This is a genomic window from Nitrospirota bacterium (genome assembly GCA_023229435.1).
Classification (GTDB): domain Bacteria; phylum Nitrospirota; class UBA9217; order UBA9217; family UBA9217; genus JALNZF01.
The window spans coordinates 1-23,412 of record JALNZF010000020.1 but is presented as its reverse complement, the minus strand read 5'-3'; the positions used below and the strand labels follow the sequence as shown (position 1 = coordinate 23,412).

At 55.1% G+C, this 23,412-nt stretch carries 21 protein-coding genes; 12 read left to right on the top strand and 9 right to left on the bottom strand.

Features of this window, described 5'->3' with window-relative positions; genetic code table 11:
- Nucleotides 1-287: 287 nt before the first annotated feature.
- On the top strand, nt 288-1,658 hold the full coding sequence (locus M0R70_12335) for a hypothetical protein (GenBank protein ID MCK9420157.1): 1,371 nt from the start codon (nt 288-290) through the stop codon (nt 1,656-1,658).
- 164 nt (nt 1,659-1,822) lie between these two features.
- On the opposite strand, the gene M0R70_12330 is transcribed toward M0R70_12335, so the two are convergent.
- Complete coding sequence (locus M0R70_12330; protein ID MCK9420156.1) at nt 1,823-2,674, bottom strand: bifunctional 5,10-methylenetetrahydrofolate dehydrogenase/5,10-methenyltetrahydrofolate cyclohydrolase; 852 nt, start codon at nt 2,672-2,674, stop codon at nt 1,823-1,825.
- 100 nt (nt 2,675-2,774) lie between these two features.
- Complete coding sequence (locus tag M0R70_12325; protein MCK9420155.1) at nt 2,775-3,401, bottom strand: cyclodeaminase/cyclohydrolase family protein; 627 nt, start codon at nt 3,399-3,401, stop codon at nt 2,775-2,777.
- Between the two features lie 378 nt (nt 3,402-3,779).
- Between M0R70_12325 and M0R70_12320 the strand changes: the two genes are divergently transcribed.
- From M0R70_12320 to M0R70_12310, 3 genes are all read left to right on the top strand, one after another.
- Nucleotides 3,780-5,162 (top strand): alginate export family protein, encoded by a 1,383-nt coding sequence (locus tag M0R70_12320; protein MCK9420154.1) that lies wholly within the window; start codon nt 3,780-3,782, stop codon nt 5,160-5,162.
- Nucleotides 5,163-5,585: 423 nt separating this feature from the next.
- The gene (locus M0R70_12315) at nt 5,586-6,302 is read left to right on the top strand and encodes a cytochrome c biogenesis protein CcdA (GenBank protein ID MCK9420153.1); all 717 of its coding nucleotides are present in this window, start codon (nt 5,586-5,588) and stop codon (nt 6,300-6,302) included.
- A gap of 24 nt (nt 6,303-6,326) precedes the next feature.
- Nucleotides 6,327-6,746: a MerR family transcriptional regulator gene (locus M0R70_12310; GenBank protein MCK9420152.1), complete on the top strand. Its 420-nt coding sequence runs from the start codon at nt 6,327-6,329 to the stop codon at nt 6,744-6,746.
- 92 nt (nt 6,747-6,838) lie between these two features.
- On the opposite strand, the gene M0R70_12305 is transcribed toward M0R70_12310, so the two are convergent.
- The 5 genes from M0R70_12305 to mqnB form a co-directional block, all read right to left on the bottom strand.
- Nucleotides 6,839-7,513 (bottom strand): molybdenum cofactor biosynthesis protein MoaE, encoded by a 675-nt coding sequence (locus M0R70_12305; GenBank protein ID MCK9420151.1) that lies wholly within the window; start codon nt 7,511-7,513, stop codon nt 6,839-6,841.
- A 160-nt stretch (nt 7,514-7,673) separates the two neighbouring features.
- Nucleotides 7,674-9,284, bottom strand: coding sequence for a zinc metalloprotease HtpX (locus tag M0R70_12300; GenBank protein ID MCK9420150.1), 1,611 nt, complete (start codon nt 9,282-9,284; stop codon nt 7,674-7,676).
- Between the two features lie 161 nt (nt 9,285-9,445).
- On the bottom strand, nt 9,446-10,009 hold the full coding sequence (locus M0R70_12295; protein MCK9420149.1) for a LemA family protein: 564 nt from the start codon (nt 10,007-10,009) through the stop codon (nt 9,446-9,448).
- 97 nt (nt 10,010-10,106) lie between these two features.
- Nucleotides 10,107-10,946 (bottom strand): 1,4-dihydroxy-6-naphthoate synthase, encoded by an 840-nt coding sequence (locus tag M0R70_12290; protein MCK9420148.1) that lies wholly within the window; start codon nt 10,944-10,946, stop codon nt 10,107-10,109.
- Nucleotides 10,947-11,034: 88 nt separating this feature from the next.
- Entirely contained in the window at nt 11,035-11,766 is a 732-nt protein-coding gene (gene mqnB / locus M0R70_12285; GenBank protein MCK9420147.1) for a futalosine hydrolase, read from the bottom strand.
- Nucleotides 11,767-12,046: 280 nt separating this feature from the next.
- Here mqnB and aroC point away from each other — a divergent pair, with 280 nt between their 5' ends.
- The 6 genes from aroC to M0R70_12255 all read left to right on the top strand — a co-directional run bounded on the left by aroC (nt 12,047) and on the right by M0R70_12255 (nt 18,151).
- On the top strand, nt 12,047-13,237 hold the full coding sequence (gene aroC / locus M0R70_12280; protein MCK9420146.1) for a chorismate synthase: 1,191 nt from the start codon (nt 12,047-12,049) through the stop codon (nt 13,235-13,237).
- Between the two features lie 113 nt (nt 13,238-13,350).
- Complete coding sequence (locus M0R70_12275) at nt 13,351-13,866, top strand: shikimate kinase (protein MCK9420145.1); 516 nt, start codon at nt 13,351-13,353, stop codon at nt 13,864-13,866.
- On the top strand, nt 13,853-14,935 hold the full coding sequence (gene aroB, locus M0R70_12270; protein ID MCK9420144.1) for a 3-dehydroquinate synthase: 1,083 nt from the start codon (nt 13,853-13,855) through the stop codon (nt 14,933-14,935). Before M0R70_12275 ends, aroB begins: the two co-directional genes overlap by 14 nt.
- A gap of 236 nt (nt 14,936-15,171) precedes the next feature.
- Nucleotides 15,172-15,879, top strand: a complete 708-nt coding sequence (locus M0R70_12265) for a DUF4145 domain-containing protein (GenBank protein MCK9420143.1) — start codon at nt 15,172-15,174, stop codon at nt 15,877-15,879.
- A gap of 377 nt (nt 15,880-16,256) precedes the next feature.
- Complete coding sequence (locus M0R70_12260) at nt 16,257-17,681, top strand: HD domain-containing protein (GenBank protein ID MCK9420142.1); 1,425 nt, start codon at nt 16,257-16,259, stop codon at nt 17,679-17,681.
- A 233-nt stretch (nt 17,682-17,914) separates the two neighbouring features.
- Nucleotides 17,915-18,151 carry a hypothetical protein gene (locus M0R70_12255; protein MCK9420141.1) on the top strand — a complete coding sequence of 79 codons (237 nt, stop codon included), beginning with the start codon at nt 17,915-17,917 and terminating at the stop codon, nt 18,149-18,151.
- Between the two features lie 179 nt (nt 18,152-18,330).
- Here M0R70_12255 and M0R70_12250 read toward each other — a convergent pair whose 3' ends face one another.
- Together M0R70_12250 and M0R70_12245 are read right to left on the bottom strand one after the other, a co-directional pair.
- A complete protein-coding gene (locus M0R70_12250) occupies nt 18,331-20,352 on the bottom strand; it encodes a phosphotransferase (GenBank protein ID MCK9420140.1) in 2,022 nt (673 codons plus the stop codon).
- 174 nt (nt 20,353-20,526) lie between these two features.
- Nucleotides 20,527-21,717: a DUF1343 domain-containing protein gene (locus M0R70_12245; GenBank protein MCK9420139.1), complete on the bottom strand. Its 1,191-nt coding sequence runs from the start codon at nt 21,715-21,717 to the stop codon at nt 20,527-20,529.
- A 297-nt stretch (nt 21,718-22,014) separates the two neighbouring features.
- Between M0R70_12245 and M0R70_12240 the strand changes: the two genes are divergently transcribed.
- Complete coding sequence (locus M0R70_12240) at nt 22,015-22,188, top strand: DUF4177 domain-containing protein (protein ID MCK9420138.1); 174 nt, start codon at nt 22,015-22,017, stop codon at nt 22,186-22,188.
- Between the two features lie 185 nt (nt 22,189-22,373).
- Nucleotides 22,374-23,054, top strand: a complete 681-nt coding sequence (locus M0R70_12235; protein MCK9420137.1) for a type 1 glutamine amidotransferase — start codon at nt 22,374-22,376, stop codon at nt 23,052-23,054.
- Nucleotides 23,055-23,412: the final 358 nt, after the last annotated feature.

Genomic DNA, 23,412 nt, shown 5'->3' with positions numbered 1-23,412 from the left:
TTTCGGATGCGCGGGATATTTATCGTTCCAGCGGAAGACAGACGGGACTCTTCAGCCTAAAGTACCATTACATTCGCAACATTCATATCAAATCAGATCACTTTGCAGAAATGAATCATCACCGCGGTTGTCAAATCCATCTTTCTAATTCATGACGAAGGGAGGGATTGATCACTAAAAATTATTATTGCATCAAATCGTCGTATGCTGCTTGGAGAGATTCTAAGAGGTTACTATAAACTGTTCCGGTGCAGACCGGAGCAAAATCAATTTTTCTGGGAGGATAAATGATGAAGAAAATAGTCACAATGTTGGCAGTCGTTGCAATGGTTTGCGTGAGTTCAATGGCTTTCGCCGTGGATGTGAACGTTGGCGGGGACGGTAGTGGTCTTGAGCCGCGGGTCGGCGCGCGTTCCATTTCGCACGCTGTGGACGTGACCGTCGGCGGCAGCGTGGACATTCGGAGCCGTAATTTCCGCGATCTGGATTTGAACAAAAATGCGGGTGATGGCCAGGTGGACACCCAGGAGCGTGTCAGACTTGATGTGAATGTCAAGGCCGGCGATGTAAAAGGTAAGATCACCATTGAAAACGACTGGGATACCCTGGGAAGGTTTGAGACCGTGCAGGGAACAACCACCGTCGCAACCGGCGCCACGAACACGACAACAGGCGCCGTGTCCACAGGGAAGGCAAGCCGCCTTGGCGTCCGTGAGGCATGGATGCTCTTCCGGGTCCCGAATATGCCGTTCGCCATCAAGGGCGGTCATATGTTCCTGCAGCTGGGCAATGGGTGGTGGTTCCGGTCCAATAAGTACGGTTCAGACGCATGGGTCGCCATATCAGAGCTCGATAAGCTGCATCTCGCATTGTTTGACGTGAAGGTTTCAGAAGGCGTAACTTCAAGATCAGATGATATTGACGCCTATGGTATCGTTGCCACGTTGCAGGCCACCGAGACCATGAAGTTTGGCGTAGATCTCACGATGGCAAATGACAGAAAGAACGGCCTGGGATTCGGCGGCGCGTCCACAAAGGAAACGCAGGCCCAAAACCTCGGCCTGAATTTCAACGGCAAAGCAGGCCCTGTTGACCTGAAGGCCGAGATTGACGTGCAGATGGGAAAAGCAAAGGGAAATGACGCGAAGTTCAAAGGCAATCAGATCGTGGTCCAGGGCGGTGTGCAGTTGGAACCGGTTACGATCAACTTCACCGTGGCCCGCGGTTCCGGTGCAAAAACAACCGATACTGATTACAAGGAGATGATAACCTTCCTTGATGCTGATCCGCATTACACCTTATTGTATGAATATAAAATCGGCAATCCGTCATGCGCAAGCCCGTCAAACCCCACTGGTTTGAACACCGGATTCTGCAACACCACGGCACTCAGCGGCGGCGCGATGTTCGCCGCAACCAAAAACCTGAGTATTGGCGGTGATCTGTGGATCCTGCAGGCAACCGAGAAGGTCGCTGATGTGACGTCGACGACGGGTGGCACGACCAATGAGCTCGGAATGGAAGTCGATGTCAAGATCAATTGGAAGCTTTATGACAATCTTACCTGGAACTGGACCCTTGGATACCTCGATCCAGGCAAAGGACTCGGCAAGGATCCCGCAACAGGCGCACAGGGCGTGCTGAGCATGAAGTTCTAACGGAGAAGCACGATCATCTGCTGATACGGAAACACACAGAAAGCCCCGGAGGAGCAGTCCTCCGGGGCTTTCTATTTGAGAATGGCGACGACGTATGCAGAAAAGCGAAATGCCCCCGAAGCGTATTGGGGCCGTTTCGCTGTGCCGATTTTCACGTCAACAGCCTACGGATTCTGCAGCTTCGCCGCTTTTACCACGTGTTTAAGCAGCACACGCGTGGTCACGGTCCCGACACCACCGGGGACGGGTGTGATCGCTCCGGCAACTTCCTTTGCCGGTTCCGTGTCCACATCGCCGACGAACTTGTCTCCCTCAGGATTGATGCCCACATCCATGACCGTGGCGCCCGGCTTGATATAATCCTTGGTGATCATCTTCGCTTTGCCGATCGCCGCGACCAGAATGTCGGCGCGCCGGCACACGCCGGGGAGGTCCTGCGTCTTTGAATGGCAGACCGTGACCGTCGCGTTCTCTCCCAGGAGCAGCATGGACATGGGCTTGCCGACCACCATGGAACGGCCGATTACCACCGCTTCCTTGCCGCTCATCGGGACCTGATAGAAGCGGAGGATCTCCATCACGGCCTGTGGCGTGGCGGGCGGAAAACCGGTCAGGTCTCCGGCCATGATCTTGCCGGCGTTCACGGGATTGAAGCAGTCCACATCCTTTTCCGGAGACAGGATGTACTTAACGACGTCTTCCCTGATCTGCTTCGGGAACGGACGCATCACGATGATGCCGTGAATGGCCTTGTCCGCGTTCCTCTGCTTCAGGATGTTCACGAACTCGTCCTGGCTCATCGTGCCTGCCAATTGCTCGATCTCGCAGGCAATGCCGTTCTTCTCCGCCATTTTTTTCGCGCTGTTGGCGTAAAAGACCGAATCCTCAGCCTCGCCCACGATCATGATCCGGAGCGCGGGGTTCACGCTCCTTGCCTTGAGCTCCTGAACGTCCTTCTGGATGTCCAAGTCCATCTTCTGAGCGACTTCTTTCCCTGTTAACAGTTTTGCCGGCATGTTTTCTCCTTTTAAAAGGGTCAAGGGTCACGTTAAAACCGCAGGGTCTTTGAACGCCTCACCCCTGAACCTTGAACTCTGAACTTTGAACCCTGTCAGTTCATCCCATCTTCTTATACGTTGTTTCCATCACGGTCTTTTCAAGCGCCGCCACCTGCTTGAGCACGTCCTGCATGCGTGTCCAGGTCTCTTTGTTGTACGCTTCGTCCTTGATGCTGTTGACGTTGATCTTGACGTTCAGCGCAGCGCTCTGCGCGCAGGCCTGGGCGAGAAGCACGGCAACACCGGCATCGCTCACCGCGCCGACGTTCCCGATATCAGCCGCCTGCTGTGCGAGCTTGGCGACCTCAAGGGACGTGAGCCCGATCTCGAAGGGGACCTGACAGGCCTTCTTGAGCGCAACCTGCATCGATGCGGTGCGGGCGGCCTTTTCCTCATCGGTGTTCTTAGGCATCTTGTAAACTCCCGAGAGAGCGCCGTAGGCTTCGGTGTCTTTCTGGATCAGGTCCTGCAGGTCCGTCCGGAGTTGTTCCGATTCCTTGAGCAGCAGTTCGATCTGGGGTTGAACGTCCTTGTATTTTTCCTTCCCAAGGGTGAGATTTGCAACCATGCTTACGAGCGCTGCTCCGAGAGCACCGACAAGGGCTGCCACGCTGCCTCCACCCGGCTCGGGAGATTTGCTCGCCAGCTTGTCCATGAAGTGGCGAAGCGGTTGATCAATATACATGGGGAATGTCCTCCTGCATTATTCACTCGATGTGGGGTTTAAAGAATGGAATGATAGTGAAATTAAGGTTTATTGTCAATAGAAAAAACTGTTATCAATTTTGAAGACAGACCCAGACGTGATCCATGGAGAAAACAACGGTCTCTCGCAGTCATCCGCTGCGGTACCCGAAAAAAATGCCCCTTTTGCCCGAAAGAACAAGAAATTTAATAAATGATATTTATAGGCTTATTAGTTAATTTAAGTAAATTCAAGTTTTAAATTTCCCCTATTTTTGCTAAAATAGCCTCGTTTTGTGTACTACAGTATTTTATTCATAAGACCAGTGTAATTTAAAACGTACTTGTTACGAAAGACATTAAATATAAGGGGGACACTATGAAAAAAAGGGTAGTTGTAAAAGCAGTTCTGGTTCTCGCAACCTTGGTTTTGCTTGCATCATCAGCCTATGCAGAGATCACGAACACCAGCGGTCTCTACTTCCGGCTGCGGCAGGAGACCTGGGACAATATGTTCGACATGAACAAGTCTGATGTACCCAATGCTGATCCGTATGCACGTCAAGACGAGAACCTTTGGCGTCTCAAGTCATCGGTCTGGGACAAAGTGGATATTGACAAGCAATACGGCCTCTTCGTCAAGATCACGAATGAGGCGAGGTATTTCCCGACCTCAAATACCGCCGCTCAGGTCGGCTTGGTCGGCGATGAGTTCCTGTTTGACAACCTCTATTTTTACGCAAAAAAACCTGCCGGAATACCCGTCGATTTCACGGTTGGCCGCCAGGATTTCCTCGGCACCTTTGGCGAAGGATTTCTGATCATGGACGGAACGCCGCTCGACGGCTCGCGAACCTTCTACTTCAACGCTGCGAGAGCGCTCGTAACGATCAATGACCAGTACAATGTCGATTTTGTCTATATGTTCTCGCAGGAGAACGACGGTGCCCTTCCGACCTACAGTATGTATAAGAAGGCCACGTTCGGTTTTGAGAAGAGGGCTGTCAATTCGTACGATGAAAAGGCCGTTGTGGTGTATGGCCGCGGCAAGATCACGGACAACGTGACTCTTGAGCCTTACTATATGTGGAAGGAAGAAGCGACTCCTACAACGAAGACCGCGGCGACGAACCCTGCACTGCGGTTGGGCACCTATGGTCTCCGTGCGGTGGTCGGGTTTGGCGAAGGATGGAAGGCCCGCGCCGAGTATGCGCTGCAGTCGGGCGAATACAACGACACGGACAAAACGAAACGCGAAGGCAGCGGCGGGTATGCCTATGTCGGCCGCGCCTATGACAACATTACCATGAAACCCAGCTGGGACCTCGGTTATATCACCATGTCCGGTGACAATCAGTCGACTACGAACAAGAATGAGGCATGGGACCCTCTTTTCTCGCGCTATCCCCAGATCAGCGAATTATATTCGCTCACCCTGCTGACGGAAACCGGCATCCCTGCGTACTGGACGAACATTCAAATTTACCGCGCCGTGGTCAAGGTATACCCGACCGAGGAAACACGGCTTGAACTATCCTATAACATGCTGAAGGCGGACAGGATGTTCGCTTCCACAAGTACCATGTTCTCGGGGACCAGCAAAGACCGCGGCGAGCTTATCACTGCGAAGCTGTACCGCAAGTTCTCGCCGACCCTTGATGGTTATGTTACGGTCGAACAATTCCTGCCCGACAAATTCTATGCCACGACAAACCGGTTCGATGCCCAGTTTGTGCGGTGGGAACTGCAGTGGAAGATCTGAGGTAACGAGCAGCACAGACCATGTATAAAACGACCGCTCTGTACCGCTGATGGTACGGGGCGGTTTTTTATTTAATCTCAGCGGGTAAATTCCCCGCAGCTTGCTGCGCTTCCTTTTTGCTGTTAGCTGTTGATACCCCGTCAGCTTGCTGCGGGGTAGTTCATTAGTGCCTTGTGGCTCGCAGACGCAGTCTGCCCCGATAAAGAGATGTTCAATATGTTCGTAGTACGAATGCCCTTCCCAACGTTCATGGACAACGGAACAGAGAAACTGGAATTTCAGGTAGCTGTTGTGCGATGAGGCGACAGGTATTGCTGCTTATAATTATAAGAACAAATCAACTGGAAAACAGCAAAAGTTTTGCTTGATATGTGTGTCGGGCTTTGGTAATATAAATCCCACCTTAAAAGGAGAACGCTCTTCATGGATCTTTCACATGGATTAACACTGTATGTTCTGCTGTACTCGCTCGCTATGGGTCTCATCTCATTTGCGTCGCCCTGTATCCTTCCGCTCGTGCCCTCCTATGTTTCGTATATCACCGGCATCAGCTATGACGAACTGATGAGCCCCGATTCGCGCAGAAAGAACATGAACATCACCCTGCTTCATTCTTTTGCTTTTGTTGCGGGGTTCTCCATTATCTTTGTTCTCCTTGGGGCGTCGGCAAGCCTGGCAGGCAGTCTCCTGGCACAGCACCTGAAAACCATCCGGATCGTCGGCGGGGTGCTCATCATCATCATGGGTGTTTTTGTCATGGATGTGGTGAACATTCCCTTTCTTCAGAGGGAGGCGAAACTTCATCTCAAGACGCGGCCTGCCGGCTACATCGGCACGATCGTCGTCGGCATGATCTTCGGCGCGGGCTGGACCCCCTGCACCGGACCCTTTCTGGGATCAGTACTGACGTTGGCCATGACGAGTGATACCCTGAGCAGCGGCATGATACTGCTCATGTTCTATTCGCTCGGTCTCGGGATCCCCTTTATCCTTTCGGCAGTTGCCATCAGCGCATTCCTGTCGTCGTTCAGCAGGCTGAAAAAACATTTCAAGGTAATCAAGATAACAAGCGGCGTCATCCTGATCATCATGGGCGTGCTGCTGCTCATGGACAAGATGACGATCCTTATTCCACGGTAGAACCCTGGGGGAAAATGAAAACATATGGCCGGCGATAAACTGGATATACTCAAAGACAAGGACGCACCGCTCTACACCATGGGCGTGGCGGCAAAACTGGTCGGGACCACGGCGCAGACGCTGCGTCTTTACGAGAAACATGGCCTGATCCTGCCGGCGCGGGAGCGGAGAAACCGGCTCTATACGGAAAATGACATCAAGTGGCTGCGCTGTATCCGCGAGCTGATCCACTCAAAAAAGATCAGCATCGAGGGGATCAAGAAGCTCCTTGATTATGCGCCCTGCTGGGAGATCAGGGACTGTCCCGACGAACGACGCCTGGTTTGCACGGCGTTTACGAACAAGGGAAAACCGTGCTGGGAAACCACCCGGTGCCGCAAGGATGAGGACTGTTCGACCTGCGTGGTTTACCTGCGGGACGGGAAAAAAGAAGCGAAAAAATAGACGAGGGACGATGGACGAGGGACGAGGGACGCAAAATCGTCCGTCATCCCAGCGAACGAAGTGAGCGGTCGTCCTTCGTCCATCGGCATTCCCTACGGATGTTCCTCCACCCACACGTCCCCTTCGGGTGTTGTTTCCTTTTTCCAGATCGGCGTGATCCTCTTTAATTCATCGATGCAGAAACGGCAGGCCTTGAACGCCTCGTCGCGGTGCCCTGCGGCCACTGCGATCAGCACGATGTTCTCTCCGATCGGCAACACGCCGGTACGGTGAATGATCGTCACCTCGATCACTCCGTATTCTCTTATCGCCCGCGCTCTGATCTCACCGAGTTTCTTCTCCGCCATGCCGGGATAGTGTTCGAACTCGAGCGTGGCCACCTGCTTCCCCCCCGAGATATCGCGCGTTGTCCCGAGGAAGGTAACGATCGCGCCGATGGATGGCGAGGCCTGCTTCAGCTGCTCGATCTCTTTATCCAGAGAGAAGGGTCCTTTTTGGATGCAGATACGACCCTGCGCCCCGCTTCCACCGGAGAACGGCGGCATAAGCGCCACTTCATCCCCGTCCCTGACCGGAGCTTCACCCTTGACAAATTCCTGGTTCACCGAGGTCAGGATCCTGCCGCGGGAGATGAGCCCGGACAAGGCCGGATATTCATCCGATACTTCTTTGAGCAGTTCCGTTACCGTGCATGCACGCGAGTTGATATGCAGTTCATCACGTCCTGCCTTGTCCTTCAGTAGGGCGAACAGCTTGATGGTGATCATAGCACAGCCTCCGGTCGCTATTCATGTAAACTGCAAAATTGTAACTGCTCAGAACCTTACAACCCTTCAGGAGAAATGGAGAAAAGGATGTTCCTGTGTTTATGTTATTTATCACCCTTGATTTTGACTTTTGCATTTTGCATTCTGCATTTTGACTTTATTAAACATGATCAGAGCTCTTGATGTCGGGCACGATCCGGTTCTCGATCAGGCACTGCAGCATCTCAAGCTCGTCCTGATCAAACCACGTGATGCCGCAGAAACTGCAACGGTCGACCTCGATCAGGTGAGCCTGGCTGTAAAATCTCCGGGACATCGGATTGCCGCACTTGGGACAGGCAAGCAGCGGGATCGCGGACCTGCAGCCGTCACCGGATCTCCGATAGGGCTGCCGGAGCTGGTTCCCGGTCGCAACCGTTTTCGCGAGCGAGTTGATCCGCTCAGAACAGGAACGCTCCCTTCCGGTCCGCGCAATGATCCGCGGGATATTGACCGTATCCACCAGGACGCCGGCACAGAAGCGGCACTGATAGAGACGGGTGCCTTCGTATGGCTCCGTTACCAGCGGTTGACGGCAGGTCGGGCACGAGTAGTTCGAAAGGGGGCTCTCCTGCCCGGAAAGCCGCGACAGGAAGATATCGCTGATACCGGGCTCCTTTGAAGCCCGCTCGACGGGCTGATCTTTGCCGTTCGTGATCCAGGTGAGGGGTGAAAGCCACGGGAGTGCGGCAAGTTCAATCAACGTGAACGGTCCTTGCCACTGCTGCCGGGGGCTCATTGCATAATACAGCGGGGCAGAGGGTGCTTGCGCATTCGTCGTGACGGCCTTCGCGGTCTTCGCATCCAGCTCGGCGATGCTCACCCGCGCCATGGTGAGCAGGATATCCATCCTTTTTCTGAGCGGTGGATGGGTCGAGAAGAGGTCTGCCCAGAAACCTTCTGCCTCGTCCAGCGCAGTCGCTTGTGGGTTCACGATGCAGAGCATCTCGAAACCGCTGCCGATGAATCCGGCCCCGCGCCAGCTTCTTGACAGGAAGTGAAGCGTTTCAGCAAGCGCGATAGGGTTTCTGGTCATGCGCACGGACGCGGCATCTGCGCGGTATTCCCGCTCACGGGATATGAACATATTCAGCAGGTAGCTCAACTGGAGCAGAATCCAGGCAAGAAGGAAAGCGGGAGATGCGAACGTCCGGCCTCTGGATGTATCGGTTAATTTCTCCATGGCCGAGGAGTAGGATCCGAAGAGACTCGCCGCAACGGTGGTTTCGAGGCAATCGCCCGAGAGGATGTGATGGGCCTCGTGGGCGATCACGGCCTCGAGCTGCGGCCGGGTGAGGCGCGAGAGCAGCCCTTCGGTGATCCCGATGACGGCCTCGCCCTTGAGGTCGGCCACTGCCAGAGCGTTCATGGAGAGGGAAGGGATGACCACGCACTGCATCGGCCGCTTGTTTCCCGTCACGACGCGGATCTCTTGCATGACGTTCATGAGCATCTTATGGATATCGTCCTGAGGGTCCGGCGGCTGAGCGTCAAGACTGCGGACCACGGTACCGGCCGTGTCGTAGGCCGAGAACCAGAAATGTATCCCTGCCACGAGCAGGGCAGTTACTCCGGCGAATACCCAAAAGCGCGGCGCGGCATGCCAGGTGACATGGAGGAACGTTGCCGCAAAAAGGGCGCTCAGGACAAGATAGAGGAGCATGAGGACCAGAAAGAACAGCCAGATGCGCCAGCTCTTTTGTTTCTCTATGTCGATGAAGGTAAGGGGCATGGTACATTAAAAACAGCAGGACGAGTGACGACAGACGACGGACGATGGACGAGAGATGAAGGACGTAAGCCGTTTCGTCCATCGTCCAAGCGAAGTGGTTCGACTTTGCTCACCACCATGAGCCAGTCGAATGGCGGGCGTCCATCGTCCCTCAGCCCCTCTTATTTTCCTCTCAGGCTCAGGTTCACTCCCGGCACCGCGCGGTCTGTCTCTTCAGCCCCGAAATATTCCTCTGACTGGAAATTGAACATCGAGGATACGAAATTGTTAGGAAATACCTGGATCTTCGTGCGATAGTTCGCAACCAGATCGTTGTAAAGCTGACGGGCAAAGGAGATCCGGTTCTCTGTTGACGTGAGCTCTTCCTGGAGCTGCATGACGTTCTGGTTGCTCTTGAGCGCAGGATAGTTTTCCATCACGGCGAAGAGTTTGCCCAGTGCCTCGGTGAGCATGTTCTCGGACGCGGCTTTGGAGGCAGGGGTGCCGGCGGACACGGCCTTTGTCCTGGCCGAGATCACCTTCTCGAGGGTGTCCTGCTCGAACTCCATTACCCCCTTCACGGTAGAGACGAGGTTCGGGATCAGATCATGCCGGCGTTTGAGCTGCACATCGATCTGTTTCCATGCGTTCTGTACGTCGTTCCGGACCGATACGAGACCGTTGTAGATCAAAACAAGCCAGATCAGAACCAATCCGAGCACTGCGAGAACAATCCATGCGAACATAGGGCCTCCTGAAAGGAAAATTAAAAGGAATGGTATAGGTCAGTCGTAGCGTAGTGGTGATTATACCATAAGAGTTTTCCGGTGAACAGTGAGGAAATTATTCTTCAGCCAGTATTGGCTTGTCGGATCGGGGAAATATCCCGCTTGCCTCCGCCTCGTCAAAGAGCCTGCGCACCGCGGCAAGACCTTCCTGTCCCAGGTCGAGCGAGAAGTCGTTCACATACAGATCAATATGGCTCTTCATCACCGTCTCGTCCATCTCCTGGCTGTACTGTTTGCAATAGTGGAGGACCTCGTCCGGGTGCGCATTGGCGTAGCGCAGACTCCCGCAGATACCGGTCTCAACGGAAAGCAGGACGTCGCGGCCGAGCGATCTCTTGCCGAGTATGCCGCCGAGCGGGATGGGGAGACCGGAGTGTTGTTCCCACCACTCACCGAGGTCAAGCAGTTTCTCGAGCTTGTACCGCGGATAGGTGAAGCGGCTTTCGTGGATGATGAGCCCTGCTGTCACATCACCGTTCGAGACCGCATCCATGATACGGTCAAAGGGCATGACGATGATCTTCGTGATCGAAGGATCGTAGAGCCGGAGGAGAAGAGAGGCAGTGGTCAGTTTGCCGGGGATGGCGATCGTACCCTGGTTAATATCCTCGATCCTGGTTCCCGGTTTCGCCACGAGGAGCGGACCGCAGCCGCGGCCGAGCGCGCTGCCGGAACGGAGCAGGGCGTACTGTTCACGCAGATGCCCGAGGGCGTGGAACGATATCTTGGTGATGTCGAGACTGCTCGCAAGCGCCATCCTGTTCAGCGTTTCGACATCCGCGAGCTGTTCGCGGAATTCAATGCCCGGGACATGGACCTTGCCGTGAACGAGCGCGTAGAAAATGAAGGTATCGTTCGGGCACGGCGAATAACCAATGGTGAGTTGCTTTTTCATAATACTTCCTGAAAAAGAGCGTGGTCTTCATCGGGGCGGTGTTTCGACTTTTCAATCCGCAATCCGCATTCCGCAATCCGAATTCGCTTCATCCTCCCCAGCCCTCCACGATACATTGAACCGCCTGCTGTACTGCCCCGGCCGCCTTCGGGATGTCCCACTTCTTCAGATCGCGGTCCTCCACGATGTTCGAGATGCCGCGGACCTCGAGCCAGGGGACGCCATGCAGTTCCGCCACGTGCGCGACCGCGGCCCCCTCCATGTTCTCGCAGAGCCCGTGGTATCGTTCTTCCAGCTCCCGCGCGCGCGTCGTGGTGCCGGTGCAGGTTGACAGGGTGATGAAGCTCCCGACGTGTATCTTGCCCTGGCTGGAGTTCCGATGAACACCGAGCGACTGCAAAGAGCGATGCACCAGCGGCTCTGATGCGGGGTAGGTCGAAAAAAACCGTGACGTGGCTGTCTTGAGAAGGGGGATGCCGATGTATGCGGTGTCCTTGAAGCCGTCCCGGGTCAGGACGCCTTCGTCGCCGGCGATCTCTTCCTTTGCGATCGCGAGATCGCCGATCCGGGCGCCCGACGAGGGGTAGGCGCCGCCGATGCCGAAGACGACGAGGGCCTCGGGATCGAACCGTGCGAGCATAAGCGTTGCCGTATGGGCGGCATTGACCTTGCCCATGCCGCTGATGCACAGGATGATCCGCTCTGCGCCGATGGTTCCCTCGATCAGCTGTTTGGAGCCGAGCGTCGTTCTCTTTATCACGATCGTTGATGCGATGAGGATATCGGCTTCAGCCTGGACGGAACAGAGCAGGGCGATCATAGGGCTCCTTTAATAAGGCATATTACCGTTGAACGACCTATGTTGAATTTCACCGTCAGCTCCTATAACATTTTGTTTTGGATACAAAAGTCTCATACCGCGGAGGTTTTTCCCCTCAAAAACAGTGTAATACCTGTAAAATACACCAAATAGTACCATACTTTTAATTGCACTTCTACTTCAAATTTGCTATGATGAGCGCGATTTTAGGGTATTTTCTTCTTTAAAATCGCTCGCAAGATCATGGGCAGGAGCTCTTTTACAAGGGGAGGAATAGAGAATGTTACGATTTTTAACTGCTGGTGAGTCGCACGGTGAGCTTCTCATGGGGGTCATCGAGGGTATGCCCTCGGGGCTTTTGATCCGGGTGACGGATATAGACCGCGACCTTGCCAGGAGGCAGGCCGGGTATGGACGCGGCGGCCGCATGAAGATCGAGAAGGACACGGTCAAGATCTATACGGGCGTCCGCTGGGGCAGGACGATCGGCAGTCCGATCGGGCTCATCGTTCGCAACAAGGACTGGGAAAACTGGCGTGACAAGATGTCTCCGGACCCCATGTTCCTGAACTCGGCGGAACCGGTCACGCGTCCCCGTCCCGGCCACGCGGACCTGGCAGGCGCATTGAAGTACGGAAGCATGGACATCCGGTGCATCCTTGAGCGCTCGAGCGCACGTGAGACGGCCATGCGTGTTGCGGTCGGCGCCGTGGCAAAGCGGCTGCTTGAAGAGTTCGACATCGAGGTAGTGAGTCATGTGCTCTCCATCGGGAATGTATACGCCAAGGTACCGAAGTCATCGGTTCATGAGATAAAAAAGAAGGCCGAGGCCTCGGAACTGCGCTGTGTCGATCATGAAGCGGAGAAGCGGATGATGCGCAAGATCGACGAAGCGCGAGCGGCGGGGGATTCTCTCGGCGGCGTGTTCGAAGTGGTCATCGCCGGTGTTCCGATAGGGCTTGGCAGCCACGTGCACTGGGACCGGAAGCTCGATGGCAAGCTTGCCGCCGCGCTCATGAGCATCCAGGCCATCAAGGGGGTGGAGGTTGGCGCGGGATTCGGCGCCGCGAACATGCCCGGTTCCCAGGTGCATGACGAGATCTCCTGGAGCAAAAAGGAAGGTTTCTATCGCAAGACGAATATGGCAGGCGGCATTGAGGGCGGGATCAGCAATGGCGAGACCATTACGCTTCGTGCCGCCATGAAGCCCATCCCCACGCTGCATAAACCGCTCCGCTCCGTGGACATGGTGAGCAAGAAGCCCTACAAGGCGAGCGTCGAGCGGTCCGACACGTGCGCGGTGCCGGCGGCAGGCGTGGTGGCAGAGGCCGTGGTGGCGTTCGAGATCGCATCCGCTCTGATCGAAAAGTTCGGCGGCGACAACATCGACGAGATGAAGCGCAACTTCCTCGGGTATGGCAGGCATTTGAAGGCGCGGATGGAAATGGAAGAAGAGCAGGGGAAGAAGTAAAGGTCAGACGAGAGACGTGGGACGACGGACGAGGGACGAGAGAAGACAGAAGATCATCTGACAATGCGTAGCTTTTCTTCGTGCCTTCGCGTCTTTGTGGTAAGGCATTCATCATGTTCAAAAACATCATTCTTACAGGATTCATGGGCGTGGGCAAGACGAGCGTGGGCGCGCAGCTCGCAAAGGACCTGGGTTACACCTTTGTGGACATTGACAAGCTCATCGAAACAGACCAGAACCTGAGTGTCACCTCCCTTTTTTCAAAATTCGGCGAACCTTACTTCCGCGAGGTCGAGGCGGCGGTCATTCAGCAGGTCATGATGGGCGAAGGCCAGGTGATCTCCACCGGCGGCGGCGCGGTGATCCAGGATGCGAACCGTGAGGCCTTCAAAAAGGGAGGGTGCGTGGTCTGCCTCACCGCAAGCCCTGAAGTGATCTACGAGCGCATCAAGCACGAGACCCACCGGCCTCTGCTCCAGACCCCGGAACCAAAGGCGAAGATCAAAGAACTGCTCGACAGCCGCGCAAAGTTCTATGCCCAGGCCGATGTGTGCATCGACACATCGGATAAGTCCGTGGACGACGTCATTAAAGCGATCAAAGAGAGAATCAGATATGCATACTGTTAACGTCGGACTTGGCGACCGGAGCTACGACATCGAGATCGGCGCGAACCTGGAGAAGACCGGCGAGCGTCTGACGGGCCTCGGTTTCGGCCGGAAGATGGCCCTCATTACGAACCCGACGGTCAAAAAACTGTATGGCCAACGCGTGGTGGACAGTCTCAAGGGAGCGGGGTTCATGGTCATGTCCATCGAGGTCCCCGATGGAGAGCAGTTCAAGAACCTTGACTGGGCCAATGCGGTCTATACCGCGCTTCTGACCAACTTTTTCGACCGCACGTGCGCGCTCGTGGCGCTGGGCGGAGGAGTGATCGGAGACCTCACGGGTTTCGCCGCCGCCACGTTCATGCGCGGCATACCTTTTGCCCAGGTGCCGACCACGCTGCTCGCGATGGTGGACAGCAGCGTCGGCGGCAAGACCGGCGTGAACCATCCCCTGGGCAAGAACATGATCGGCGCGTTCCATCAGCCGAAGAAGGTCTTGATGGACCTGAGCGTACTCGCGTCCCTGCCGAAAGAAGAGTTCCTCTCGGGCATGGCGGAGGTGATCAAGTACGGAGTGATCAGTGACGCGGCGTTCTTCGAATACCTCGACAAGAACCGGGAAAAGATCCTCGCGCTCGATCCCGATGCGCTTGAGCACGTCATTCGGCGCTCCTGCGAGATAAAGGCCGAGGTGGTGAGCAGGGACGAGCGGGAGGGCGGTCTCCGCGCGATCCTGAATTACGGCCATACGGTCGGCCACGCCGTCGAGACCGCTGAAAACTACACCATGCGTCATGGTTATGCTGTTGCCATCGGCATGGTCATTGCCTCGCGTCTCGCGAACCGGACCGGTTTGTGCGACGCCTCGGTGCCCGGGAGGGTGGAGATGCTTATCAAAGCCTACGGTCTGCCGACGGACTTCTCAACCCTGGGTCGCAAGCCGGCAGCGCGTGAGCTTATGGGTATCATGCAGGGCGATAAGAAGGCGGAAGGCGGGAAGGTAAAACTCGTTCTGCCGAAGAAGATCGGCGAGGTCGTCATCACGAAGGAGTGGGATGAAAGCGTGCTGCAGGGACTGCTTGAGGAATGATGGCAATCAAGGTAGTATGAAACGCCGCCTGAACAAGGCGGGGTGTGGTTCAATCTTTATGATCTCGTAAAAATCATTTTTCACACGAAGGCATCCCCGATCAAAGCAATCGAGGACAGGCTCCATCACGAAGAAAATCCCATTAACAACGAAAGGCTTTTCTCTTTGTGACTTCGTGGCTTTGTGTGAGACAGGCCTTTTTACGACGTTATTATATCCGATTCAGGGAGGGAAACGTGAGCGAATATCTCTGGTACTGCCCAAACTGCAACAAGGAACTGACCGTGAGCGACGAAGACCGGCGGGTGTCCTTTGCCGATCTCACCCTGCCGAACGCGGATGGTTTGCGCCGGCTGGTGAGCAAGTTCGTGGTCTGCCCCAATCCCGAGTGCAGGAAGTTTTCCGTGATCGCTTCGCTGCACCATCTGGAGGTCAGCGGAAAGCGCACCTATACGGGAAAGCACATCAAGTCATGGGCACTTGTCCCTCCCTCCCGCGCCCGCTCGTTCCCGATTGCCATTCCCCAGCATATTCTCCAGGACTACCAGGAAGCCTGTCTCACTCTTGAGCTCAGCCCAAAGGTCGCCGCGGCCCTGTCACGACGCTGTCTCTCATCGATGATACGGGACTATTGGCAGGTGCAACCCGCCAGTCTGGGCGATGAGTTCCGCCAGATCAAAGGCACGGCGGACCCCCTGACCTGGGAGACCATCGAGTCCATTAAGAGGCGCGGGATGATCGGCGCCCACATGGAGAGCGAAGGCGCGGAGATCCTCGACGTCGATCCCGGCGAGGCGGAGCTGTTGATCGATCTGATCGAGACGCTCATCGAGGACTGGTACGTCACTCGGGAGGATCGGAAAAAACGGTTGACGGAGATCAGGAAGAGTACGGGCAAGGGCGTTGCGGAGAAGGAGATGGATGAGAAGCGGTCGGAGCAGTGAGCAGCTATAATCCTAACCCGGGCAAGCCGGAAAACTGTTTAGCCACACCCTGCACTCGCGATTCCACTCGTAAGCGCTGGGCGCAGGCAAAAGTCACATAAGGCACAGAGGAAAGCGAAAACCAGAACAGATTTCCAGAAGCTTTCTTATCTACTCAGGTCAAAATCTATTAGCCGCGAATGGCCTAAAAAATGAACCGGCCACTTAGAGAAACACTCAAGGAACGCAGAGAGATTTAAAAACTGAACTACATGATGTCAGCTTTTCTTTGAGATCTTTGCGTTCTTTTGCGGCCAACCTGAATATTTAGATTTTAAAACTACTTTCAAGCTCTTCTCTGTTTGAATAAAATTTAATTTGCATAATTATCATCAGCCATGAATTCTCCTTTCGGGACATATCTTTCCGCACTTCCCTCCCTGACTCCGCACACCATCTACCTCGTCGGCGGATCAGTTCGTGACCTGCTGATCGGCAGGCAGGACATCAGGGACATTGACCTCCTGATGGCCTCCGGCTCGGAGGACGTGGCACGCACGTTCGCCGCCGCCATAGGCGGAAGTTTTTTCTTTCTCGATGAAGAGCGTAAGATCACCCGTATCGTAAAACAAACTGATGCTGATATCATTCAGTTTGATTTTACGAACTTCGAAGGACCGGATCTCACCGCCGATCTTGAACGCCGGGACTTTACCATGAACGCGATGGCGCTTGACCTGAAGGCTTTCATCGCCGATACGTCTCTCGATGGATTGATCGACCCGTTGCAGGGCCGGGAAGACATCAGGAACAGGCTCATCCGGGTAACGAGGCCGGGTGTGCTGGATGAAGACCCGCTCCGGCTTCTCCGCGCAATAAGATTTTCGGCCACGCTTGGATTTACGATCGAAGAAGGGACTGTTGATCAGATCCGGCAGTATGCAAAGCTCATTGCCAGGCCCTCGCCCGAGCGCGTGCGGGACGAGCTATTCCTGATCCTCTCCGAGCGAAATGCCGAGAAGCACCTCATGCTTATGGATTCGCTCGGCCTTCTGTCGCCGCTTTTCCCCGAGCTTGAACCTCTCCGCGCGTTCACGCCGGGGAGGTATCACGTCCACGATGTCCTGACCCATTCGATCAAGACGGCCGGATATATAGACAACGTGCTTGACGATCTGCCGACGCTATCGCCGGATCACGGCAATACGATACTCGCGCATCTTGAGGAGCGCCTTGAGCATCTCGTGCCGAGAAAGGCGGCGCTCCGATTTGCCTGCCTGATCCACGACAACGCGAAGCCCGAAACGTTCAGCAACGTCGATGGACATGTTCGTTTCCATGGACATGACAATCTCGGCGCTGAAAAGGCAGTGTCCATTTGCCGGCGGTTCAAACTTTCGAACAATACGGAGAAAGCGGTCACCCGCGTCATCCGGCAGCACATGCGGCTGTTCAATCTTTCCACGCCCGGCGGGCCGAGCAAGAACGCCATGTACCGCTATTGTCGCGACATCGGTGACGCCCTTCCGGAAAGCCTGATCCTTGCGCAGGCGGACGCGCGCGCGACCCGCGAGATCATGCCGAAGGAACAGTTCACGGACACCATAAAACCCATGGCAACGGTGCTGGAATATTATTATACGAAGTTCCTGAAGGTCGAGGCGAAGCCGCTCGTGACCGGGCAGGACCTCATCGATCGAGGTCTAACGCCGGGGCCGAAATTCCGTGTTATACTTGAAGAGATCAAAGAGCGCCAGGCTGAGGGTGCGATTAAGGACCGGCGGGAGGCGCTGGAGTATCTTGAAAGTGTAACAGATCGTTGAAAAGGTCTGTGATGACGGATTAATTCGTCATGCCCGTGAAAACGGGCATCCCGTAGCAATCTGAAAATTCTGGATTCCCGCTTACGCGGGAATGACGGTGTATGGGTCTAAAATAGTTTTTCAAAAGCCTGTGAACGTAAATTCGCGCATCCACCGCGATGCCGCCAGGGAGTGAAGGTCTCGGCTGTTAACGTTGTGTCGTCCTCTCTTTGTGGGAAACGAGGTTGAAAACAATGGGTAAACAATTGGAAGACATGTCAATCGATGAACTCAAGGCGGAGCTTAAACGGCTGAAGGAAAGTCTCTGCGACATTGAGGACCTGCATTCCTTCACCTTCGTCAAGACCTCGGTGCATATCGGCGCTGAAAAGGCCCAGAACATGGCGGCTGAATACGAAGAGGACTGCAAACTGCATAACGAGCAGATCGCGGCGGTCGAAAAGGCATTGAAGGCAAAAGGCGCGTTGTAAGATTCCGGGCTGTTGTCTAATCTTTTTTTGTCACCCTGAGCGAAGCGAAGGGTCTCTCATTAGAGTGGGAAGGTAGGATTCTTTGCAGAGTTTATCCGGAGATGTTCAAAAACGAGATTCTTCGCTGTGCTCAGAATGACCATATGATCGAAATACTCTGTGGACAACAGACCGTTTATCTAAAACAGATTGTTCACCAGCCTGTAGAGTTCCGGATAGTCGTTTTTCGTTGCTTCGCTCTCTTCCTTCAGCAGTCTGAGCGCCTCGGGGATGTGCTTGAGGAAATATTTTTTCCCTTTCACGACGGACAGAAAACCGTATGCGCCGAGCGCCTGCATGTGGCGCTGAAGACGACAGGGGATGATGCTCTCTCTGAACAACGCCTCATGAAAGCCCGCTGAATTCCGTTTCATCTCGCCCGCGTAATGATCGACCAATCGTTCACGAACACCATCATCGAGCCGGTGGTAGGGGTCCCAGAGGATCGAGGCGACATCGTACGCGGCAGGGGCCATTCTCGCGCCTTGAAAATCGATGACCCGCGGAATATTGCCGGGCGTGATCATGATGTTCTGGCACTGGAAGTCGCGGTGGATCACGACCCTGGGACCGGCATCCACCTTCTGTGCAAGGCGATGGAAGTCCTCCGCTAAAGCAGGCTTATCGTTCAACGCCGTTTTGCGGAGTCCCCTGACGAATTGATCGAGAAAGTAGTTTGTTTCCCATCGCAGATATTCATAGTCAAAGATCCGGTCCCGGAGCTGCGGGCATTCATGGACATGCGCGGTAGCCCGGCTGTGGAGCGCGACCAGGATATCGAGCACACTGCGATAGATATCCTCGATATGCGCGTCGTCATGCGGGAGTTTCAGATAGGAGTAGAGACTGGTGTCGCCGAGGTCCTCGAAGAGGGCGCACTTGTCGGTATCATCTTCTGCAATGAGGCTTGGCACGGGGACTGAGTGGGCCTCGAAGAAACGGGTATAAATGAGGTGGCGTTCGTAATCCGGGTCGTCGGGTTTGCACTCCATGAGCACCGCTGTCTTCCCGTTATTCCGCACGCGGAAGTAGCGTCTGTCCGATCCGCCGAGGCCGATCAGGATCGCGTCCGACAGGGAGTTCGGAGTTTCCCCGATAAAGGCTTTCGGGGACAGGCTTTGTCCGGGGTGAGGAGCAGAGGTCGCATTGTTAAGAATGGGTTGTATCCCAAAATACCGGGCAAACAGCGGATCGTTAAGCGCGACCGTCTTCTGCTCCCGCGCGTGGATCGATGGCTGCATCTCGGTTTCCGTAAGATCGACGGCATAATCCGGACCGATGATGCAATTCTCGTGTTTTCCGGTGACCCGCGCGCCGGGCATGACCACGCAGTTCCTGAGCCGCGCTCCATCACGGACCTCGCTTCCCGATTCCAGCACGATATAGCCGTCAATGCCGATCCTCCCGCATTTAGCGGTCGGGGACACAGAGACGTTCTCGCCGTTGTCCCGCAAGGCGTCGAACACGCTCGCCACATACGAGGCTGGAGTGCCGATGTCGTTCCAATAAGCGCCCGTGACGTCGTGCGTCTGAACACGACGTCCGGCCTTCGCCGCCGCGATCCAGGCCACGGTCATGTGGGAGATGCCCGGCGGCAGGAATGTTAATATTTTCGGAGAATAGACGGCGATGCCGGTGTAGGCGACTTTTTTCGCGATGGTGTCCGGGTCCGGCCGGGAGTCCCCGGGATTTTCCACGTTGACCAGAAGATTATTTTCATCAACCACCACGTTACTATATTTCGGATGGTTATGCGTCACGAGCGTGGCGATATTTCCTGAAGCGAGGTGGGTGTCGATCAGTCGTTCAAAGTCGATATCCAGAAGAATGTCCGCGTTGTGCACCAGGAAGTGGCCGGTTGACAGGAACGCTTCGGCGTTCTTGAGCGCGCCTCCGGTGCCGAGGATCGGGTCTTCAGGAAAGAACCGGATGCGGTCGGCATAGCGGGACGCCCGTGCCCAGTCGCGCAGCAGCCCGGGCTTGTAATGGAGGTTGATGCCGATCCCCTTGTCGCACACAGCGGCGATCCGTTCGAGGATGATCTCGATCAACGGTTTCCCGAGGACCGGCAGCAGCGGTTTGGGCAGGTGGTTCGTGATCGGCCTGAGCCGCTCGCCGAGTCCGGCCGCGGGGAGAAAGATGTTGACGGGGAATTTGGGCATATATAAGAACTACTCGGGTTATCAGGTTCACGGTTCAAAGTTCACGGTTTTAAAACGCTGCTTAACCGAGTGCCGAGTTAATTTGTCTCGCGGACCTGTGCTTGTTATGTGAGAGGTCTAATCTGATTCACGGTACACAAACCTTGAACCGTGAACCTGGAACTTTGAACCAGATCAGTTTTTATAGATCAAGTACTTCTTTCTTGTCTTCTCAAACGCCCTTGTTTCTTCTTTCCACCACTTCTCCATCTCATCAAGGTCTTTCCCCGACTCGATGTCCTTTCGCATACGGTCGGACCCGGCAAGGATATCGATCGGAAGGTTGACCTCCTCGTACTCGTAAGGCGGCTGGTTCCACGTAAAGTCGCGCGGGTAGGTGGTGTGGATTGCCTTCAGGATTGCCACGCCGGTCTTGAACGGCTTGAACCGCTCGCGGTCAGTAACATGTATCTGTGCGCCGTTGCAGAGCAGGCCCGCGTGTTTCTGGAACGTGGGCTGGAACGAGAGCGGCCGGAACAGCACGCCGGGCAGTTTAAATTTTTTGAGCACACTCACGATGGTTTCCGGATGGATAAACGGCGCGCCGAAGAGCTCGAACGGCCGTGTGGTTCCGCGGCCCTCCGAGATGTTCGTGGCCTCGAGCAGGCACATGCCCGGATAGACGAGCGCGGTATCCAGTGTCGGCATATTGGGAGAAGGCATGACCCAGGGCAGGCGCGTCTGATCGAACCACAGCTTCCGTTTCCATCCCTGCATCGGGACGATGTGATGATCGAGCCCGGGATGGAAGGTCTCATGAAGGTATGCGCTGATCTCGCCGATGGTCATACCATGCCGCACCGGCAAGGGCCTCAGCCCCACGAACGAGGCGTACCCGGGGTCGAGCGCCGGCCCTTCGGTGAGATGGCCGGCAAGTGGGTTCGGGCGGTCGAGCACGACGATCGTTTTGCCCGCCTCGCGGCAGGCCTGCATGCAGAGTTCCAGCGTCCAGATGAAGGTGTAGTAGCGGCTGCCCACGTCCTGCAGGTCGATCACAAGCGCGTCGATGGCGGCGAGCATCTCGGGCCGGGGTTTGCGGGCTTTCCCATAAAGGCTGTAGACCGGCAAACCCGTTGCAGGGTCGCGGGTCCCTTCCCACTCGACCATGTTGTCCTGCGTCTGGCCGAGGATGCCGTGCTGTGGTCCGAAGAGGGCGGCGAGCTTGAACTTTTTTGAGCTCATGCAGACGGCGATGGCGTGTTCCAGCCTGCTGTTTACCGAGGCGGGATGCACCACGAGGCCCACGCGGGCGCCCTTGAGTTCCCCGGGCCAGCGCTTGTCGATGAGATCGAGGCCGGTAAGCGTACCTTTTTTCCGCTTCAGCATGGGCAGATTATATTGACTCTGCGGATGAATAGCAACAGGAAATTTATTCGCTTTCGTGACTACTCAGGTCAGTTACTTCGCTTCGTCGCAAGGAGCGCCGGGATGATAGTTATTCCCTGCATATATAGCTTTCGCGGCGCTTCCGCTTCGCCCGCGCCGCCTGAATTTTCCGGAGGCCCGCAGTCCGCTTGGGCAGGCGCGCTCTTATTGCTCCTACGCTCCGCAACCGACCTGAGTAGTTATTCGCTGTCCTTGATACTTGTTGAAAAACAAATCGGTCTTCTTTATAATGCAGTCATGAATTACAAGGTCGTTGAAACGTGTACGGTGACTGACGAAGAGATCGAACGGATCCTGAACGAGTGGACAACAAAGGGGTATGTCTTCGAGAGTATCCAGTTCGTCGCTTCAGTCTCGTCCAAAAGACCGGCGATGGCGTTTGTGTTTTTTACGAAGGAGCTGGCAGCATAATTTTTTACCATGGAGTGACGAAACAAGTGCATGCTCAGGCGTTCGTGAAAAAAACCTGTCATCCCCGAACAAAATTATCGGGGATATGGTGTTCGGCTTAGCTGTTTAAAACAAAACCGGATTCCCGATTAAACTTTCGGGAATGACGATAGTTGGCCCCGTGTTTTTTCATGGAGAGGATTCTGATGCACGTTCTCATTATAAAAAATGTTTTCACCGAGGGTCCGGGCACGATCGCTGACTATCTCGTTGCCGAAAAGATCCCCTATACCATTTGCGATCTGAGCATCGGAGATACCATGCCTGCTCAAGGCTCCTTTACCCACCTCATCATCATGGGCGGCCCCATGGCGGTGTACGAGATGAACCGGTATTCGTACCTCGTCAATGAAGCGCGGCTGATCAAGGCGGCGATCAAGGCAAAAAAGCACGTGCTCGGCGTATGTCTGGGCGCGCAAATGGTGGCCCATGTGCTGGGAGCAAAGGTCTATCCCGGTCAGAAGAAAGAGATCGGATGGCTTGAAGTGGCGCTGACTCCCGACGGCATGAGCGATCCCCTCATATCCGAGCTTGCGCTTCCCGACAAGAACACGGCCCAGGTGTTCCAGTGGCACGGGGACACCTTTGATCTGCCGCTCAATACCGCGTGGCTGGCGTCGTCCGACCTTTTTCCGAACCAGGCGTTCCGGCATACAGACAGGGTGTATGCGCTCCAGTTCCATATTGAGGTGACACCCGCCATTGTTCTGGACTGGATGGCACAGGAACCGGGGTTCGATTTTGCTTCCATTACCGCGGAATCGGAAAAGATTTTCCATGCCTACCGTGAGCGCGCCATGAAGTTTTACCGGGGATTTTTCAGATAGTAAGAGAAAAGATGGTTCAAAGACGTCGACGAGACTTCGGTGTGAGCTCAGTCGAACGCTCTCAGTCGAGCCGTTCCAGGCTCACAGTTCGTATCTACTCAGGTCAAAATCTGTTGGCCGCGAAAGAACGCAGAGAACACAAAGGAAAGCAAAGAAGGGTACTTCTCAAGATTGGGATCTCTGAAAGCCTAAGGTCTGCCGAATTAATCCAGGGAGCATGAATATGATTGAGATAAGCGAACTGTGCGACGTTGTACGAGAAACGGGCTATGCCATTCATGTTTATCATGGACATGGGCATCTCGAAAAGGTGTATGAAAATGCGCTGGCAAACCGGCTAAGAAAAACCGGACTCGAC

Coding starts and splice junctions, on each gene's coding strand:
- M0R70_12335 (MCK9420157.1), top strand. CDS start 288: ATGATGAAGAAAATAGTCACAATGTTGGCAGTCGTTGCAATGGTTTGC.
- aroC (MCK9420146.1), top strand. CDS start 12,047: ATGTTACGATTTTTAACTGCTGGTGAGTCGCACGGTGAGCTTCTCATG.
- M0R70_12320 (MCK9420154.1), top strand. CDS start 3,780: ATGAAAAAAAGGGTAGTTGTAAAAGCAGTTCTGGTTCTCGCAACCTTG.
- M0R70_12310 (MCK9420152.1), top strand. CDS start 6,327: ATGGCCGGCGATAAACTGGATATACTCAAAGACAAGGACGCACCGCTC.
- M0R70_12240 (MCK9420138.1), top strand. CDS start 22,015: ATGAATTACAAGGTCGTTGAAACGTGTACGGTGACTGACGAAGAGATC.
- mqnB (MCK9420147.1), bottom strand. CDS start 11,766: ATGATCGCCCTGCTCTGTTCCGTCCAGGCTGAAGCCGATATCCTCATC.
- aroB (MCK9420144.1), top strand. CDS start 13,853: ATGCATACTGTTAACGTCGGACTTGGCGACCGGAGCTACGACATCGAG.
- M0R70_12250 (MCK9420140.1), bottom strand. CDS start 20,352: ATGCCCAAATTCCCCGTCAACATCTTTCTCCCCGCGGCCGGACTCGGC.
- M0R70_12295 (MCK9420149.1), bottom strand. CDS start 10,009: ATGTTCGCATGGATTGTTCTCGCAGTGCTCGGATTGGTTCTGATCTGG.
- M0R70_12305 (MCK9420151.1), bottom strand. CDS start 7,513: ATGATCACCATCAAGCTGTTCGCCCTACTGAAGGACAAGGCAGGACGT.
- M0R70_12330 (MCK9420156.1), bottom strand. CDS start 2,674: ATGCCGGCAAAACTGTTAACAGGGAAAGAAGTCGCTCAGAAGATGGAC.
- M0R70_12300 (MCK9420150.1), bottom strand. CDS start 9,284: ATGCCCCTTACCTTCATCGACATAGAGAAACAAAAGAGCTGGCGCATC.
- M0R70_12315 (MCK9420153.1), top strand. CDS start 5,586: ATGGATCTTTCACATGGATTAACACTGTATGTTCTGCTGTACTCGCTC.
- M0R70_12245 (MCK9420139.1), bottom strand. CDS start 21,717: ATGCTGAAGCGGAAAAAAGGTACGCTTACCGGCCTCGATCTCATCGAC.
- M0R70_12235 (MCK9420137.1), top strand. CDS start 22,374: ATGCACGTTCTCATTATAAAAAATGTTTTCACCGAGGGTCCGGGCACG.
- M0R70_12290 (MCK9420148.1), bottom strand. CDS start 10,946: ATGAAAAAGCAACTCACCATTGGTTATTCGCCGTGCCCGAACGATACC.
- M0R70_12255 (MCK9420141.1), top strand. CDS start 17,915: ATGGGTAAACAATTGGAAGACATGTCAATCGATGAACTCAAGGCGGAG.
- M0R70_12275 (MCK9420145.1), top strand. CDS start 13,351: ATGTTCAAAAACATCATTCTTACAGGATTCATGGGCGTGGGCAAGACG.
- M0R70_12260 (MCK9420142.1), top strand. CDS start 16,257: ATGAATTCTCCTTTCGGGACATATCTTTCCGCACTTCCCTCCCTGACT.
- M0R70_12325 (MCK9420155.1), bottom strand. CDS start 3,401: ATGTATATTGATCAACCGCTTCGCCACTTCATGGACAAGCTGGCGAGC.